The sequence below is a fragment of the Streptomyces sp. NPDC102467 genome, assembly GCF_044765445.1.
Lineage (GTDB): Bacteria > Actinomycetota > Actinomycetes > Streptomycetales > Streptomycetaceae > Streptomyces.
In genome coordinates, this window is record NZ_JBIWKA010000002.1 from 37,300 (window position 1) to 54,016 (window position 16,717).

Annotated in this window: 17 protein-coding genes; 4 read left to right on the plus strand and 13 right to left on the minus strand. The window is 69.7% G+C overall.

The features are described from left to right. Positions 1-9: 9 nt before the first annotated feature. Positions 10-447 (minus strand): BON domain-containing protein, encoded by a 438-nt coding sequence (locus ACIREE_RS03260; RefSeq protein WP_404145441.1) that lies wholly within the window; start codon positions 445-447, stop codon positions 10-12. 305 nt (positions 448-752) lie between these two features. On the opposite strand from ACIREE_RS03260, the gene ACIREE_RS03265 reads away from it, so the two are divergent. After that, entirely contained in the window at positions 753-956 is a 204-nt protein-coding gene (locus tag ACIREE_RS03265; protein ID WP_363193868.1) for a cold-shock protein, read from the plus strand. Between the two features lie 82 nt (positions 957-1,038). On the opposite strand, the gene ACIREE_RS03270 is transcribed toward ACIREE_RS03265, so the two are convergent. The 9 genes from ACIREE_RS03270 to ACIREE_RS03310 all read right to left on the minus strand — a co-directional run bounded on the left by ACIREE_RS03270 (position 1,039) and on the right by ACIREE_RS03310 (position 9,954). Beyond that, positions 1,039-1,596: a hypothetical protein gene (locus tag ACIREE_RS03270; RefSeq protein ID WP_404145445.1), complete on the minus strand. Its 558-nt coding sequence runs from the start codon at positions 1,594-1,596 to the stop codon at positions 1,039-1,041. Positions 1,597-1,610: 14 nt separating this feature from the next. Then, the gene (locus tag ACIREE_RS03275) at positions 1,611-2,045 is read right to left on the minus strand and encodes a hypothetical protein (RefSeq protein ID WP_404145447.1); all 435 of its coding nucleotides are present in this window, start codon (positions 2,043-2,045) and stop codon (positions 1,611-1,613) included. 14 nt (positions 2,046-2,059) lie between these two features. Further along, positions 2,060-2,902, minus strand: coding sequence for a hypothetical protein (locus ACIREE_RS03280; RefSeq protein WP_404145449.1), 843 nt, complete (start codon positions 2,900-2,902; stop codon positions 2,060-2,062). Positions 2,903-2,956: 54 nt separating this feature from the next. After that, a complete protein-coding gene (locus ACIREE_RS03285) occupies positions 2,957-3,391 on the minus strand; it encodes a hypothetical protein (protein WP_404145451.1) in 435 nt (144 codons plus the stop codon). 65 nt (positions 3,392-3,456) lie between these two features. After that, positions 3,457-5,007, minus strand: coding sequence for a hypothetical protein (locus ACIREE_RS03290; RefSeq protein ID WP_404145454.1), 1,551 nt, complete (start codon positions 5,005-5,007; stop codon positions 3,457-3,459). Further along, positions 5,004-6,452 carry a pyridoxal phosphate-dependent decarboxylase family protein gene (locus ACIREE_RS03295; RefSeq protein WP_404145457.1) on the minus strand — a complete coding sequence of 483 codons (1,449 nt, stop codon included), beginning with the start codon at positions 6,450-6,452 and terminating at the stop codon, positions 5,004-5,006. Before ACIREE_RS03295 ends, ACIREE_RS03290 begins: the two co-directional genes overlap by 4 nt. A 543-nt stretch (positions 6,453-6,995) precedes the next feature. After that, positions 6,996-7,616 carry a cysteine hydrolase family protein gene (locus tag ACIREE_RS03300; RefSeq protein ID WP_404145459.1) on the minus strand — a complete coding sequence of 207 codons (621 nt, stop codon included), beginning with the start codon at positions 7,614-7,616 and terminating at the stop codon, positions 6,996-6,998. A 103-nt stretch (positions 7,617-7,719) separates the two neighbouring features. Then, entirely contained in the window at positions 7,720-8,457 is a 738-nt protein-coding gene (locus tag ACIREE_RS03305) for a gamma-glutamyl-gamma-aminobutyrate hydrolase family protein (RefSeq protein ID WP_404145461.1), read from the minus strand. A gap of 36 nt (positions 8,458-8,493) precedes the next feature. Then, complete coding sequence (locus ACIREE_RS03310) at positions 8,494-9,954, minus strand: APC family permease (RefSeq protein ID WP_404145464.1); 1,461 nt, start codon at positions 9,952-9,954, stop codon at positions 8,494-8,496. 232 nt (positions 9,955-10,186) lie between these two features. On the opposite strand from ACIREE_RS03310, the gene ACIREE_RS03315 reads away from it, so the two are divergent. From ACIREE_RS03315 to ACIREE_RS03325, 3 genes are all read left to right on the plus strand, one after another. Further along, the gene (locus tag ACIREE_RS03315; protein WP_404145467.1) at positions 10,187-11,566 is read left to right on the plus strand and encodes a glutamine synthetase family protein; all 1,380 of its coding nucleotides are present in this window, start codon (positions 10,187-10,189) and stop codon (positions 11,564-11,566) included. A 33-nt stretch (positions 11,567-11,599) separates the two neighbouring features. After that, positions 11,600-12,874 carry a cytochrome P450 gene (locus tag ACIREE_RS03320; RefSeq protein WP_404145469.1) on the plus strand — a complete coding sequence of 425 codons (1,275 nt, stop codon included), beginning with the start codon at positions 11,600-11,602 and terminating at the stop codon, positions 12,872-12,874. Positions 12,875-12,972: 98 nt separating this feature from the next. Then, the gene (locus ACIREE_RS03325; protein ID WP_404145472.1) at positions 12,973-13,545 is read left to right on the plus strand and encodes a MarR family winged helix-turn-helix transcriptional regulator; all 573 of its coding nucleotides are present in this window, start codon (positions 12,973-12,975) and stop codon (positions 13,543-13,545) included. Between the two features lie 40 nt (positions 13,546-13,585). Here ACIREE_RS03325 and ACIREE_RS03330 read toward each other — a convergent pair whose 3' ends face one another. Genes ACIREE_RS03330 through ACIREE_RS03340 form a run of 3 tightly spaced genes read right to left on the minus strand, consistent with a single transcriptional unit; the run spans position 13,586 to position 16,712 of the window. After that, a complete protein-coding gene (locus ACIREE_RS03330) occupies positions 13,586-14,311 on the minus strand; it encodes a gamma-glutamyl-gamma-aminobutyrate hydrolase family protein (RefSeq protein WP_404145474.1) in 726 nt (241 codons plus the stop codon). After that, complete coding sequence (locus ACIREE_RS03335) at positions 14,308-15,810, minus strand: aldehyde dehydrogenase (protein ID WP_404145477.1); 1,503 nt, start codon at positions 15,808-15,810, stop codon at positions 14,308-14,310. The genes ACIREE_RS03330 and ACIREE_RS03335 overlap by 4 nt, the downstream gene beginning before the upstream one ends. A 56-nt stretch (positions 15,811-15,866) precedes the next feature. Further along, positions 15,867-16,712 (minus strand): fumarylacetoacetate hydrolase family protein, encoded by an 846-nt coding sequence (locus ACIREE_RS03340; RefSeq protein ID WP_404145479.1) that lies wholly within the window; start codon positions 16,710-16,712, stop codon positions 15,867-15,869. Positions 16,713-16,717: the final 5 nt, after the last annotated feature.

The following is a 16,717-nucleotide window of genomic DNA, read 5'->3' on the forward strand; positions in this document are numbered from 1 at the left end:
GGCCGTGCGCTACGCGGGGGCGCGCAGGACCAGGCCGGGGTAGAGGTCACCCTCGCCGGTCAGGAGGGGACGGTTGGCGGTCAGGAGCCGCTTTCCGGCATGGGGGTCGTCATAGGCCCGCAGGACCACGTCGCCGAAGGTCTCGCCGTCCCGGACGGTGAAAAAGCGCGGGACAATCCCCTCCTGGCCGGCCGACACCCGGTCCTCGACCTCCGTGACCCCCGCCACGTTGCCCAGAGCCAGCAGGATCTTCTCCTTCTGCTCCTGCATGGCGGCGTCCCCGGCGACGACGACCCTGGACCCCTCGACGCTGACCTGGAAGTGGTCGTGCGTCAGCCCCAACCCTTCGAGGCGACCCTTGAGCTGGGCCGCCGCCTTGTCCGGCTCCTCCGACAGCGGAACCTCGAGCCGGTGGCCCGCTTCCGGGGTGAACGTGTACTTCGCCATGTGCTCTCCGTGTGTCGCGAGGCGGCGCCGACCGCCTCTCCGTTCAGCCGTCACCACGTGCATCGCGCGCGTGCGGGGACAGGACGCTCCCTCATTATCGTGCGCATGCCCCACCCGCACAGGGCGGAACCCGGCTGATCAACGTCCACACATCCGAAACCACAGCATTACGGACTTCTCGTCAAGCTGGTGTGACGGCGTTCGAACAGGGGTAGGACGGTGCAGGGCCTGCTCAGGATCATGGGCAGACCCACACCATCCCAGCCCGTCTCCGAGCCGGGCGACAGAAGATGAAGGACAGCAGTATGGCCAGCGGCACCGTGAAGTGGTTCAACTCCGAAAAAGGCTTTGGCTTCATCGAGCAGAGCGGCGGCGGACCTGACGTGTTCGCCCACTACAGCAACATCTCCGGCAATGGCTACCGTGAACTCGTCGAGGGCGAGACGGTGACCTTCGACATCACCCAGGGCCAGAAGGGCCCCCAGGCCGAGAACATCGTCCGCGGCTGAACCATCACGGCACCACTGACACAGCGGGGCGGCCCCGACCATCCGGTCACCGCCCCGCTGCGTCGGGTTCAGAGCATTCGGCTCACACCGCGAGGACGCGGATCGACGGGTGCTGACCGGTGTTCAGGTACAGCTTGTCCCTGGTGTTCTCCTGCTCCAGCTCCAGCACGAGGCGGTACCGGTACAGGCCGGGCTTGGCGGTGCTCAGGATGGTGCCCGCCCAGTAGTAGTAGACCGGGGTGAACTTGTCGCGCATCCGGTCAGGCGCCCCGTAGATCTTCAGCTCCGTGAAGATCTTCCGCTCCGCCACGTCCTCCTCGTCGCCGGACTCCGTGTCGAGGAAGACAATGCTGTTGATCTTCGGCATGGGCGGCCAGGTGTTGTCGAGCCGCTTCTCCATGTCGATGGGCCGCACGATCCAGTTCAGCACCTGTCCCTGCTTGCAGACCGTCTGCAGGTGGTGGGTGCCCTGACCGTCGCCGCCGATGCTGTTGTCCATCATGTACATCGACTCGTCGAGCGAGCCGGTCGCCGCCGCCCGTTCCATGTCGATCAGAGTGACGATGTTGAGCTGGACCGAGTTCAGCTGGCCGGGGTTCTGCTTCTGCTCCACGGCCCTGCCGATGGTGCTGGTACTCATCGCTCCTCCTGGAACTAGCCGACGAGGCTCGGGGACAGCGTGCTGGTGGTGATCGCCTCGTCCCGCGAACCGACCTTGAACTTGACCTGGTAGGCGATCTCCCCGACGGCGTCCTTCTTCACCGTCCCGATCCAGTACGCGACATCGGTACCGGGGTACACCTTGCGCTCCGGCTCGACCAGGTCGTGGTCGATGTCGATGCCGTCGATCGCCAGATACGCCTCGCACTCCAGGGCGAGGACGCCCCACAGCAGTTGGTCACCGGCCTTGACCCGGGTGCGCAGCTGCTCGGTGCCGAACCCGGTGGAGCCGCCGGCCTTGTTGGTGTCGTAGAAGTACAGGTTGCCCTGCAGGGTGCCGGTGGCGAGAGCACCCACGCAGTCCACGACGGCGGTGATCGAGATGGGCCGCCTGTCGATGCCGTTCTCCGCCCTCTTCTTGGTGGTCATCTACCGCTCCTCGTCTACGCGGTGGCTTCTTGCGGACCGGACCCCTGCGCGAAACCGGATCCCCTGGACGACGACTCGATGGGCAGCTGACCGAGGCCCGCGCCGGTGAAGCCGTTGCGCTTGGGCTCGGTGGTGACCTTGAGCTTGGACTCGCAGGTCATGTTCACCGGCTCCCAGAGCGTCTCACTGCCCCGCTGCACCAGCTTGTGGAGCTGAATGCGCATCGTGTACGCGTACGTGCCGGGCCGGGAGGAGTCGACGGTGGCGGACCAGTACCAGCCGTCGGTGACCAGGTCGGGGGAGCCGTACTCCGCCGGGTACATGATCTTCTCGTCGACGGCCTGGCCGTAGATGTCGGTGATCACGGGCCCCGGGTAGCTGAACGCGCCCGCGGTGGCGTCGGTGACGACCTCACCGGTGACGTCGAGGAGCTTCTGTCCCGAAAGCCGGCCCTTGGTACGCCGGGTGGTCTTCACCCGGGTGCCGACCGCCTTGCGGATCTTCTTCAGGTCGGCCGCGGGGTCGGCGCCGGTGTCGCCGGGCTTGGCGGTGAGGGCGTCCAGCTCCGCGAGGGCCTGGGAGTCGCTCTGCCGGGCCCGGTCCGCCTCGTAACCGCGCGGCACGGTCGGCGGTATGGAACCCAGGCTGTAGGGCAGCCAGTTGAGCACCTGTTCCGTGGCCTGCGACCCGTCGCGCCAGTAGGCGCCATGGATGGAGGTCACCAGGTCACCGGTGCCCTGCCCCTCCGAACCGTGCAGTTTCATGTTGTCGAACAGGTAGGTGTTGTCCTGCAGAGAGTTGGCCTTCAGCGCGTTGCCGATGTCCACGAGCACGATGATCGCCAGCTGTTGAGCCATGCTTCCACCTCGTCGTTGCGTGTTGTCGCCTGTCGGTCCGAGCCGATCGTCCGCTCACGCGCCCATCAGTGCCGGTGAGTCGACGTGGAGCACGCTGCGCGCGCCCTCGTACATCTGGAGTTCCAGGCGGTACTTGTGGGGCGTGCCCGGCGTCAGGGACAGCGGGACCGTGCCCGCCCAGTGCGCCAGGTCGAGCTTGTCGCCGTCCCCGTTGCCCGAGAGGCGCTCGGTGGGCGTCGCCTCGCCGTCCGGGCCGAGGAAGGTGATGTTCCTGATCTCGACGGGCGTCTGCAGGTCGACGGCGAGGACGGTCCACTGGACGACCTGGCCGGGGCGGACGACGGTGCACAGGTGGGGCGTTCCCTGCCCCCTGCTGTCGTGGTCGCCGTTGTCCATCATGCAGAGATTTCCGTTGAGCAGGGTTCCTCCGGAGAGGGCGCCGATGACGTCGACCACGGCGACTATGTTGACCTGCGGTTTGTAAGCCACTCTTTCCTCCTGCGTGCTGTCCGGGGGTGACGCGGCGGTCGGGTGTCTCCTTCCTGGTCGCCGGATCAGGCGTGGTCACGGACGAGCGGCACCTTGCCGACCGCCGTGCGCTCGATGTCCGGTGAGTGGCGGGGCACGAACCTGACGTGCAGGCTGTAGCCCGTCTTCGCGATCGACGAGGGGTTGGCCTCACCGTCGTTGAACAGGGAGAGCGACCGCGGCAGGGCGTTGACGAACACCTGATGCAGTCCCTGCGGGCCGAGCATGGAGTCGACGCGGTAGGTCAGGCCGAGCACGTCGTCCACGGCCGCGTACAGGGTGATGGTCCGGTTCTCGCGGTGGTTGGCGAACTGGATCTCGTGGGCCGCCCGGTCCAGGTCCACCACACCGGCGGACTTCAGTTCGTCGCGCAGCGCGCCGTACGCGCGGGCCGCCGAGTACTGACTGTCGTTGAGGTGCAGGATGTCGCCGGTGCGGCCGGCGAACTCGAACTGCTGGGCGTTCGGCCCCGGGCCCTCCAGGCGGGGCCTGCGGATCATCCGGTCGCCCAGCTTCAACCGCAGCAGCGGCGCCTCGTGGGCGTGCAGCCGGGTGACGACCAGCTCCCCCTCCTCGCCCTCGGGGACCCAGAACCCGTCCTCGTCGACGATCTCGATGAGGTGCAGTCCGGGTACGGCGGTCAGTACGGGGCTCGACTCGTCCAGTTGCAGTCCGATGGTCTCCGCCTGGGTGGCGGCGAAGTAGCTGAGGATCTCCAGGTTGGGGTAGAGCGCCTTCAGTTCGGCCCGGTTGCGCTGCGACAGCACCCCGCTGCCGTAGAGGGCGACCCGGAAGCTCTCCCGGGCCTGCAGGCTCATCCCCGCACCGAGTTCGGCGAGGATGGCGATGCCCGCCGAGATGCCCATCAGCGCCTTCGGGCCCCGGTAGGAGAAGAGGTGTTCCAGGACGGGGGCCGTGACGGGTCCGGCTCCGATGTAGTTGACGCCCGGCACTTTCTGGAGCACACCGCCGACCATCGTGCCGCTGCTCCACATCTGGTAGTCGGCGAGTGTGGTGAGCAGCCACTTCGGGTCGCCACCGGCGAGGCGGTCGCCGAGCTGGTAGGCGCCGAGGAACCGGCCGGCCACCTCGTAGGTGTCGCGCAGTTCACGCAGGGAGTACACGGTCTCCAGGGGGCTGCCGGTGCTGGTGCCGCCGCTCGCGACCACCTCGAACCCGCCCCGGTCGTGCGCGACGACCAGGCCGTCACGGGAGCCCATGAAGAGGTCGCGCTGGGTCTCCTTGTCGGACAGCGGTACGTGTTGCCAGGCTTCGTAGCTGTCGGGGGCCTTGGCCGCGCCCGCGGCTTCCAGGCGGGCGCGCCAGACCGGGTTGAGCTGGATGGTGTGGATCATCTGCTGCAGCCTGCGCAGCACGAGGGCGTCCTGGATCTCGTGGGAGAGCTCGCTGTACGGCTGCCGGCAGATCCGTTCGCATGCGCGCATCTTCTCGGCGAACGGCGGCAGTAGCGTCACCGCCTCGGGGGTCTCGGGAGCCAGTTCCCCGTCCGGGATGAGCCGGTTGACCATGGAGTGGACGTCGGCGGGTGGTGCCATCGCACCATGCGAGTCGGTCACTGTGCCTTTCCTGCCTTCCGTATCTCTTCGAGAAGCATTTGAAAGTGCTCGGTCGTGATCTGGTGGTTCATCATGACCACGCGAAGGGCGGCCACTCCGTCCACGTCGACTTTCGATATGAAGAATTGCCCGTGCTGTTTGATCCGGTTCCTGATATCCACCTGGAACGCGGCCACCCCGTCCTCGTCAATCCATTCCGGCCGATAGCGAAAGCAGATGATATTCGCCTCCGGGTAGTGCAGTGTCTCGAAATCCGACTGCTCTTCGAGTAGGGCGTGGGCGTACCGCGTCAACCGGCACAGATACTCGATCTTCTCGGCGAAGAGCGCCCTTCCGTACATCGCCCAGGTCACCCAGAGACTCATGATCATAGGGCGCTTCGTGCATTCGAAGTTCTTGTCCCCGCTGTCGAGTTCCGTGTAGGTGCTTGGCTGTTCGTCGAATACGTAGCTCGCGGTCTGCCGAAATGCGCCGCGGCTGCGTTCCCGGTCGCGGTAGAAGAGCAGTGTGCACGGGGCCGGCACGAACATCATCTTGTGCGCGTCCCAGGCCAGGGAGTCCACCTGATCGATTCCGCGTAATTTGTGGCGCAGTTCGTCGGAGACCAGCAGGCTCGCGCCGTGGGCGCCGTCCACGTGCAGCCAGAGATCGCGTTCGCGCGCGACGGCGGCCAACTCGTCGAGCGGGTCGAACGCGCCCACCGCTGTCGTGCCCGCCGACGCGACCAGGCAGAACACGTCGAGGCCCTGCCGGGCCGCCTCGTCGAGGGCGGGGCGGACCCGCGCGACGTCGATGCGCCGCTCGGCGTCGAGCGGGAGACGGACGATGCGCTCCTCGCCGATGCCGAGGATGCCCGCGGCCCGCGCGACGCTGTAATGGACGTCGGCGCCGACCGCGACAGCGGGCCTCGCCGGACCGTCGAGCGCCGAGCTGCCCTGGGCCCACACGCCGGGAAAAGCCCTGTTGCGAGCCGTGAGCAGAGCGGTCAGGTTGGCCAGCGAACCGCCGGAGGTGGTCACCATGGCGAAAGTGCCGGGCTCGAACCCGATGAACCTGTTGAGCTCGTCGGCCATGATCCGTTCGGCGACGCTGGGCAGCTGGCCCGCCTCGTAGAACGACGAGGGCTGGTTGACCACGGCGCTGACGAAGTCGACGACCCCGGAGAGCGGGACGACGCTGGAGAACTGCCGGCCCATATAGCCGGGCGACTGGACCTGGATGCCGGTCCTGACGTAGAGATCGACGATCTCCGCGAGCCTCCCCTCGTCGAAGGCGGCGGGCCGCTCCCGCTCCGTGGTCATGAGCTCCCTGGCCGCCCGGGTCAGCTGCGCGGGGTCGACGAGTTCCAGGCCGCGGATCGAGAGATCGGCCAAGTGCTTCTCCAGCTTGGCGAGGACCGATTCGGCGCTGTCCCGGAACAGTTGTACATCGAATGCCTCGAGCAACAACCCACTCTGCAGCGATTCCGTCACAGGGGTCCCCCTCCGCACATTCCTTACCGGCTACCGGATGATTTAGAGCGCAACGAAACTACGACGACTAAGGAGTGGTGGAACTGCACCACCGTAGATCCCCGCGGCACGGAAACATACAATTCCCCTTCTGCCGTTTTGAATTTGGCCCGATCGCCTCACCGGAGAACCATGGCCCTGTCATGCACGTGTCCGTACAGGGCGGAAAGAGCAGGGGCCCCGTGCGCTGGATTCGGGCAGGGGAGAATTGCCGATTCCGCTGCATATGGCGCTGGAACCCGCAGGCGGCCGCCGCACGACACCCGCGCGCCGCGCCTCGGGACAGAGCCGTTTCCTGCCAGGCCGCCGGCCCCCGACCACCGGCGCCGACGCTGTTCCTCCCGATCCTGAAGCGTCTTTCCCGGCACGCTTTTCCGGCCAGGGACTATCAACGCCTAGGACATGTATTCGAAATTCAAGCGCTTCACATACCGAAGGGCCCCGGCGTGGCTCGCCGGGGCCCTGACGGAAGAGGAATCAGCCGTCGGTTTTTATTTGCCCCGCATCGGTAGCGGCCGCAAAGTCTGGGCGGCCGAGCGGGGTCTTGGTGCGAAGAGCGCCGATCCATTCGGTGGTGGTGGCCACGTAGGCGAAGAAGGTCTGCATGACGACCAGCACGGCACGGTGGATCTCCGCGGCGGTCAGCGTCCCCGCCCGGTTGGAGAGAGCGACCGTGCCGGTCGCGTCGGAGAGCATCTCGACCCGGTAGCCGCGGTGGACGGCGTCGCGCGTGGTGGACTCGTCGCAGGTTTGTGTCATGTAGCCGACGATGGTGAGCGTGTCGATGCCTTCGCGCCGCAGCCATGCGTCGAGGTCGGTGCCGACGAAGGAGGAGGGCAGGGTCTTCTCCACGAGGTGGCTGTACGGGCGGGAGGCCACCACGTCGTGCAGCTCGAAACCGTGCGTGCCCCGGGCGAAGACCGGCGAACCGGCGGGGGCGGCGTGCTGGACGACCACGACCGGGACGCCTTCCTGGGCGGCGGTGTCGATGGCGGCGGCGATGTTGGCCAGGCTTTCGGCCGGGGGCGGGTAGGAGATCGGCATGGCGCCCGTCACGTACTCGTTCTGGACGTCGATGACCACGAGGGCACGTTTCATGTGAGTCTTCCCCTCCATTGGGGCAGCGGGTGAACGGTGCGGGGCGGCATCGGAAGTGATGTCCGCGCGGGATGCAGAGACTGGCTCTGGAAGTCGAAGAGTGTCATCGGGCCGCCCCTGTGGCACGGACGAAGGCTTCGAACAGGGCCTGTTGGGCCGGGTCGTGGGGGGCGGTGTGTTCGGGATGCCACTGCACACCGGCGAACCAGGCGCGCCGGTGCGGGAGTTCGAGTGCTTCGCGGGTGCCGTCGGCCGCCTGCGCGGTGACCTTCAGTCCGGCCCCCACCCTGTCCACCCGTCGGTGGTGGACGCAGGAGGCCGTCACCACCTGGGTGCCCATGCTCAGTTCGAGCAGCGTGGCGGGCTCGACGTCGACCTGGTGGACGAGATTGTGGTGCTCGCGTCGCCAGCCGGCCAGGTGCTCCTGCAAAGTGCCGCCGAGCGCCACGTTGACGGCCTGGAGGCCGCGGCAGATCGCCAGCAGCGGCAGTTCGGTGCGCAACACGTGGTGGACCACGGCCAGGTCGAAGCCGTCCTGCTCGGCGTCGGCGTCGTACTTGGTGCCGTACGTCCGCGCGTTTCCGTAGCGGCCCGGAGCCAGTTCGCCGCCACCCGGTAGCAGGACGCCGTCGAAGCGGGTCAGCCGGTCCGCGACGAGCGCCGGGTCACAACTCCCGCCAGGGGCGTACGGATGAAGGGCCACCGGCTCGCCGCCCGCCCGCCAGACGGCTTCGACCAGAGCGCGGGCGACGACCTCGGCCGCGTGGCGCAGCGCCGAGGTCGAGACGGCGAAGCGCGCGGGAATGGCGATGAGAGGACGGGGGGGACGGTTCACGAGCATTCCTCGGGGGGGGAGTTCGGTGCACGGAGGTTCAGGTCACAGGGGGTCCTTCTGAAGGGCGGGGCGCGCGGTGGTGGCCGCCCCGGGGCGGACGAGGTGGGCGGCGGCGCCCAGGAGCCAGACGGCGGGCACGGTCAGGGCGAGCCAGGTGGCAGTGGTGCGGTCACCGCCGATGAGGGTGGTCAGGTTGGCCAGGACGAGCCAGATCGCCCCGGCGATGCCGAGGGCGCCCAGGATGGGGGCGACGGCGGTGTTCCAGAGCCGCCGGTCCAGGCGTGCGCGACGGAAGAAGACGACCACGGAAACGGACGTGAGGAAGTACAGAAGCATGATCGCGAGGACGGCGACGCCGCTGAACCAGGAGAACAGCGTCACGACCGGGTCCCTGCCCGTCAGCGCGAAAGGCACGACCAGCAGCACCGCGATCGCCGTCTGGACGCAGCCCGCGGCCCATGGGGCGCCGCGCCGGTTCAGGGCGCACAGGGCGTGCGGGAGGCGGCGCTCGCGGCCCAGCGCGAACAGATAGCGGTTGGCCGAGTTGTGGAACGCCAGGATGCCGGCGAAGAGGGACGTGGCGAGCAGGGCGGGCAGCAGGTCCCCCGCCCAGCCGCCGAACAGGTCGGCGATGGGCCGGAAGACGAATGCGGAGGAGTCCCCGCCCGCCAGCGCCCGGCCGGCGGCGGCGCCGGCATGCGAGGCGCCGTGGGCGGAGATCACCATCCAGGAGGTGAGGGCGAAGAACGCGGTGATCAGCGTGATGGACAGATAGGTCGCGCGGGGCACGGTCCGATGCGGGGCACGGGCCTCCTCGCCGTAGATGGCGGTGGCCTCGAAGCCGAACATGGACGCGACGGCGAACATCATGGCCACCCCGGGCGCGCCGTTCAGGGCGGCGTGCGGAGAGAAGCTGTCGGTGATGCCGAGCCCCTCGGGGCCTCCGCCGCGCACCAGGGTGACCAGGGCGAACGCCAGCAGGACACCGGTCTCGGCGATCACGAACAGGGCGAGCACCCGGGCGCCCATGTCGATGCCCGCCACCCCGAGGAGCTGCACCAGCGCCATGGTGAGCAGAGCCCACACCCACCACGCCAGGTCGATGCCCGTGTGCTCCCGCAGCAGGTGGGCGACGGTCGCCCCGTACAGGCCGTACATCGCTGCCTGGATGGTGCAGTACGCGAAGAGGGCGACGGCGGCGCTGCCCGTGCCCGTGGTCCGGCCGAGGCCCTTGCCGATGTACGTGTAGAACGCGCCGGGGTCGACGACGTAGCGGCTCATCGCGACGAAGCCGACGGAGAACAGCAGGACGACCGCGCCCGCGGCGACGTAGGCGGCCGGCACGCCGGGGCCGTTGCCGAGCGCGACGGACAGTGGCACGGCGCCGGCGATGCCGGTCAGCGGGGCCTGCGCGGACAGGACGAGGAAGAGGACGCCGAGGACGCCCAGGGCGTTGGGCCTGAGCCGCTCGGTGACGGGGCGTCGGGGGGTGTCGGCCGTCATCCCAGCTCCTCGGAAACGCTCGGGCTCACCCTATTCGTTTGGCATCAAACAACATAAATGAGCGGTCCTGCGCGGTCAATCCCCTTTGTTTCGCGGTGAGTTGATACGGCGGGCTTGCGGTGGGGCGGCGGGCGTCCCTACGGTCGACATACCGTTTGGCATCAAACAAGTGGCGGGCGGCGGCGCCCGGACCACGGCGCGACCCCGTTCCCATCTGCCCGAGGAGGCAGCGGTGAGCGCACACGACCCCGCACAGCTCCGCCGGCACACCGAACGACTCGTCGAGGCGGGCATCGATGTGGTCCGGGTGGTCTATCCCGATCTGCTCGGCACGGACCGGGCCCGTGACGTGCTGCTCGACCATCTGCCGACGGCCTGTACACACGGGCTCGCCTTCTGCCGCGCCGTCTACCACACCACCCCGCGAGGCGATGTGGTGCCGGTGGCCGGGGGTCTCGACGCGGGACTGCCCGACATGGTGGTCAGGCCCGACCTCAGCACCCTCACCCCCCTGCCCTGGGAGCCGGGGGTGGCCTCCTGCCTGGGCGACGTCACCGACGCAAGGACCGGGGTGCCCGCCCCCGAGTCGCCCCGCGACCTGCTGCGCACGGTGCTCGCGCGGTGTGCGGAGCACGGCCTGCACCCGGTGGCAGGACCCGAACTCGAGTACTTCCTCTGCGACCCGGACCCGCTCGCGCCGGGCGGCTGGCGCCGCTACAACACGACCACCGGCGCCGTGTACACCGCGGGCCTGCGCGCCGACCCGGACAACCATCTGTTGCGCACCCTGCGCCCACTGCGTGATCTGGGCATCGGCATCACCACGGGCAACCACGAGTTCGACGGGGCGCAGTTCGAGATCAATCTCCGCCACTCCGAGGCGCTCGACGCGGCCGACCGGGCGTTCCGCCTCAAGTCAGCCGTCAAGGAACTCGCGCGCAGGGAGGGCCGGTTGGCCACCTTCATGGCCAAACCCTTCAATGACGCGGGCGGTTCCGGCTTCCACCTCCACCTGTCCTGCACCGACAGCGAGAGCGCAGGCTCAGGCGCAGACGAGGGCCGCAACGTCTTCGACGATCCGGCGGGCGCGTACGGCCTGTCCGACACCGCCCGGCACGCGGTGGCCGGGCTGCTCGCGCACGCCCCGGCGCTCGCCGCGCTGCTCAACCCGACGGTCAACTCCTACAAGCGGTTCGGCCCCGACACCCTCGCCCCCTGGCTGATCGACTGGGGCCTGGACAACCGCAGCGCCATGGTCCGCGTCCCGCCCGAGCGCGGTGCGGGCGCCCGGCTCGAACTGCGGCTCGGGGACGCCGCCGCCAACCCGTACCTGCTGGTCGCCGCCGCCTGCGCGGCAGCCCTGCTCGGTGTGCTCGACGCGGACCAGCCGCCCGCCCCGTTGGAGGGGTACGGGTACGACACCGCCAGGGCGGCGCTGCTGCCCATGAGCCTGCCCGCCGCGCTCGACGCGCTGGAGGCGGACACCGGCCTCACCCATCTCCTCGGCAAGGACTTCGTCACCGCCTACCTCACCTACAAGCGCGACGAGGTCGGCCGCTTCCACCGCCACGTCACCGACTGGGAGTTCACCGAATACGCCGACCACCTGTGATCCGGCCCGCCCCCAGGAGTCAAGGAGCCCGCGATGACGGCATCCGCCCCGGTCGAACCCGTACCCCTCGACGACGTCGACCTCACCGACCTCGACCGCTTCACCGACGGCGCGCAGCCGTGGCGCATGTTCCACACCCTGCGGCACCAGGACCCGGTGCACTGGCAGCCCGAGGCCGCGCCCAACTCCGGGTTCTGGGCGCTGACCCGGCACCGCGACATCGTCGCCGTCGACCGGGATCCGGAGACCTTCACCTCGACCCGGTTCGTCAACCTGGAAGAGGTCGACGACGACCAGATCGCCAAGCGCGCCTCGATCCTGGAGCTCGACGGCACCCGGCACCGCGCGCTGCGCACCCTGCTGCAACGGCAGTTCGGGCACAGTGTCATCAGCCGGTACACCGACTTTCTGCGCGGCCTGACCGCCCGCACCCTGGACGCGGCGCTGCCCCTCGGCACCTTCGACTTCGTCACCCATGTCGCGGCCGACTTCCCCATCAACGTCCTCGCCCGCCTCCTCGACGTACCGCCCGAGGACAACCGGCAGCTCATCGACTGGGGCAACCGGCTCATCGGCAACACCGACCCGGACTACGCGGACGTACTCCTCGACGACCCGGACAGCGAGCGCTACCGCGACCTGCCCTTCCGCTCCCCCGCCGCCACCGAAGTCTTCGCCTACGGACGTGATTTGGCGCGGCGGCGCCGAGGTGGCGCCGCCGACGACCTGGTCAGCCGTCTCGTCAACGGGACCCCGCGCGACGGCGTGCCGCTCTCCGCGCAGGACTTCGACAACTACTTCCTGCTCCTGGTCGTCGCCGGGAACGAGACGACCCGCCACGCCATCAGCCACACCATGCTGGCCCTCACCGAACACCCCGAACAGCTCGACCGGCTCCGCAGGGACCCCGGCCTCATCCCGGGCGCCGTCGAGGAGTTCCTGCGCTGGGCCTCCCCCGTCTACCACTTCCGGCGTACCGCGACCCGCGACACCGACCTCGGCGGCAAGCACATCCGGCGGGGCGAGAAGGTCGTCATGTGGTACGCCTCCGGCAACCGCGACGAGGGCGTCTTCCCCGACCCGTACGCCTTCGACGTGACGCGCGCCCCCAACGACCACATCACCTTCGGCAAGACGAGCCCGCACCTGTGCCTGGGCAACCTGCTCGCCCGTACCGAGATCCGCATCATGTTCGAGGAGCTGATCCCGCGCCTCGCGGACATCCGCCTCGACGGTCCTGTCCGCCGGGTGCGCTCCAACTTCGTCAACGGGATCAAGGAGCTGCCCGTGACGGTCACGCTCGACTGACCGCGAGCCGCGCGGACGTGCCCCCGTATGATTCGGTCCCGAACGACCGTGGGTCCCGCGGTGTCCACGGGACCCGTGACGATTGCGGAGGAGCGCCCGTGCCCAGCCAGCGGTCCATCAGCCAGGCGGAGCGACTCGCCGAGGCGAAACTCGGCGGCATCCCCATCCGGCGTGAACAGATGGCGGCGGTCGCCAACATCTACCGTGCGGCGTCGGCCGTGCGCCAGCACCTGGAGAACTCCGTGCTGCGCGGATCGGACCTGACCTGGACCGGCTTCGTGGTGCTGTGGGTGGTGTGGGTCTGGGGCGAGTCCGAGACCCGGCACGTCGCCGAGGAGGCCGGCATCTCCAAGGGCACCCTGACAGGTGTGGCCCGCACGCTGGAGTCGCGCGGTCTGCTGCGGCGCACCGGCCATCCCAGCGACGGCAGACTCGTGCTGCTCGGTCTCACCGAGGACGGCGAGGAGTTCATGCGCGAGGTGTTCCCGGCGTTCAACGAGGAGGAGGCCTTCGTCACCTCGCGGCTGAGCGACACCGAGTGCCGTGACCTCGCCGCCGGGCTGCGGCGCGTGGTGCTCCAGGTCGAGGAGGAGGGCGAGGGCAGGCGGCGGACGCTGCTGAACGGCGCGGCGCCGACACCGCGCCGTAGCGGACGCCGGGCCCGGGACTGAGCGCCTGTCCTTCAAAAGACAGGCCTGCAAAGACAGGCTCTCAGCCGCTCCGGTGCGCCGCGCGGACGAGCGCGCCGAAGAGGCGCTGCTGGACCGGGTCTTCGTGCGCTGTGTCCTCCGGATGCCATTGCACGGCCAGGAACCAGCCGCCGTCCCGGGTGCGTTCGACGGCCTCGACGGTGCCGTCGGCGGCGCGGGCGGTGACGCGCAGCCCCTCCCCCGGCCGGTCCACGTGCTGATGGTGGTAGCAGGACGCCTCGGCCTTGTCGGTCCTGGTGATACGGGACAGCGCGGAACCGGGGGCGAAGGAGACGGCCTGCCGGACGTGCCGGTGGCCCTGCTCGGAGCCGTCCATGTCCTGGTGGAGCGTGCCGCCCAGGGCCGTGTTGACCACTTGGAGACCGCGGCAGATCGCCAGCAGCGGCACTCCGCCCGCGAGGGCCTGCCGGGCGGTTTCCAGGTCGAACGCGTCCTGTTCGTCGTCCACGTCGTACACGGTCCGGTGGGTGTGCCCCACGCCGTAACGGTGCGGGGCGATGTCGCCGCCACCGGGGAGCAGCACCGCGTCGAAGCGGGCGAGGCGTGCGCGGACGTCGTCGGGACCGGCCGTGCCTCCAGGGGCGTGGGGATGGACGGTGGCGGGCTCGCCGCCCGCCCGCCACACGGCCTCGATCAGGGCGCGGGCGTTGACCTCCGCCGCGTCGGGCAGGCCGGAGGTGACGGCGGAGAAACGGGCGGGGATCGCGATCAGCGGGCGGCGGCTCACAGCCGGATCCAGGTCGTCTTGAGTTCGGTGTACTTCTCCAGCGCGTGGGCGGACTTGTCGCGTCCCGAGCCGGACTGTTTCATGCCGCCGAAGGGCACGGTCAGGTCGCCCTCCTCGTAGCAGTTGACCCATACCGTGCCGGCCCTGAGGGCGCGGGAGACCGTGAGGGCGGTGGTCAGGTCGGACGTCCACACCCCGGCGGCCAGCCCGTACTCGGTGGCGTTGGCGAGGGCCACGGCCTGGTCGAGGGTGTCGAAGGGGAGCACGGCGAGCACGGGTCCGAAGACTTCCTCGCGCGCCAGGCGGCTGTCCGGCGCGACCCGGTCGAAGACGGTCGGTTCGAGGTAGGCGCCGCCGGTCCCTGTCAGGGTGCGCGCGCCGCCGGTGCGCAGCTGGGCGCCGTCCTCGACCGCGTTGCGGACGTGGTCGAGGACCCGGGCGAGATGGCTCTCGCCGACCAGGGCGCCCATCTCCGTCGCCGGGTCGAGGGGGTCCCCCACCCGCAGTGTGCGGGCCCGCGCCACGACGGCCTCGGTGACCTGTTCGGCGACGGAGGAGTGGACCAGGAGGCGGGAGGGCGCGGTGCACATCTCGCCCTGATTGAAGAAGATGCCCCAGGCGGCGGTGGCCGCGGCCGTCGCCAGGTCGGGGGCGTCGGGAAGCACGATGTTGGGTGACTTGCCGCCCAGCTCCAGCCAGACGCGCTTGAGGTTGGAGTCGGCCGCGTGGCGCAGAAAGTGCCGGCCGACGGCGGTGGACCCGGTGAAGGCCAGGACGTCCACGTCGGGGTGCAGGCCAAGCGCCCGGCCCGCCACCGGGCCCACGCCGTTGACGACGTTGAGGACGCCGGGCGGCAGCCCTGCCTCCAGGCCGATACGTCCCAACAGGGCGGCCGACAGCGGGGAATGCTCCGAGGGCTTCAGCACGACCGTGCAGCCGACAGCGAGCGCCGGGGCGACCTTCCAGCCGGCGAGCGTCAGCGGGAAGTTCCAGGGGACGACCGCGCCGACGACGCCGGCGGGCTCCCGGGTGACGAGGGCGAGGGTGTCCGGCGCGGTGTGCGGTACCTCGTCGGTGAGTTTGCCGGCGAGCTGGCCGTACCAGCGGAACGTGTCGCTGACGGCCCGGAGTTCGATGTCGTGGGCCTCGGTGACGGGCTTGCCCATCTCCAGGCTGACGGTGAGCGCCAGCTCGGCCCGGCGTTCCGCCAGCAGGTCGGCGAGGCGGATCAGGACGCGGCCGCGGTCGGCGGGGGCCAGGCGTGGCCAGGGGCCGTCGTCGAACGCGCGGCGCGCGGCGGCGACGGCCGCGTCGACCTCGGCCGGGCCCCCGTCGGCGACCTCGGCCAGGGTCCGGCCGTCGCGGGGCGAGAGCGCCGGGTAGGTGCTGCCGCCGCCCGGTTCGTCGGCGCCGTCGATCAGATGGGTGCCGATCGGTTCGAGCGTCGTGGCGCGGCGGGTCCATTCCTCGTGCGTGACGACGTGCGTGACGACAGTCATGCGGTCCTCCGGACCACGTCGGTGAAGCCCGATGAACGGGGGGCGGAGACTGGCTCTCAGCGCTTCGGCGGCCTGATGCCGCGGAGCTCCCAGTCGCCGCCGAGCGCGGTGGAGAGCACCTCCTCGGACTCGGTGGGCTGGGCACCGACGTCGGTCCTGATGGCGGTGGGCCCCGCGACGATGTGGTTGACGAGCCGGCCGATCCCCTCGACCTCGACCTCGACGACGTCGCCGGGGCGCACGGGCCGGGAGCCCGCCGGGGTGCCGGACAGCAGTACGTCGCCGGGGTAGAGGGTGATGGTGCGGGCGATGTCGGCGACGAGGTAGTGCATGTCCCAGGTCATCTCGTCGGTGGAACCCTGCTGGACGACCCGGCCGTTGACGTAGGTCCGCAAGCCCTTGCCGTGGAAGTCCCAGTCGGTGACCAGTCCCGGGCCCAGCGGGCACAGGGTGTCCGAGCCCTTGACGCGGAGCATGGAGCCCGCGTCGGTGTCCCGGAAGTCGTGCAGACCGAAGTCGTCGGCCACGGTGTAGCCGGCGATGTACTCCCCCGCCTCGGCCGGGGAGACGTTGCGCGCGGTCCTGCCGATGACGAGGGCGACCTCCCCTTCGTAGTTGAGCCACTTGCAGCCGTCGGGGCGTACGACGGCGCCCTTGTGGGAGTTGAGTGCCGAGGTCGGCTTGTGGAAGTAGGTGGGTGCGGCGGGCAGGCGGACCCCGAACTCGTCGACGCGGCTGCGGTGGTTGAGGTGGACGGCGATCACCTTGGAGGGGACCACCGGCGGCAGGTGCGTCGCGTCCTCCGTCTTGACGCGGCGTCCGTCCCCGGCGATCAGTTCGTCGCCGTGGCGGACGGTCTCCACGGCTGCCCCGTCGAGAAGGATGCGGCGGTGCTCGGACATGTCGG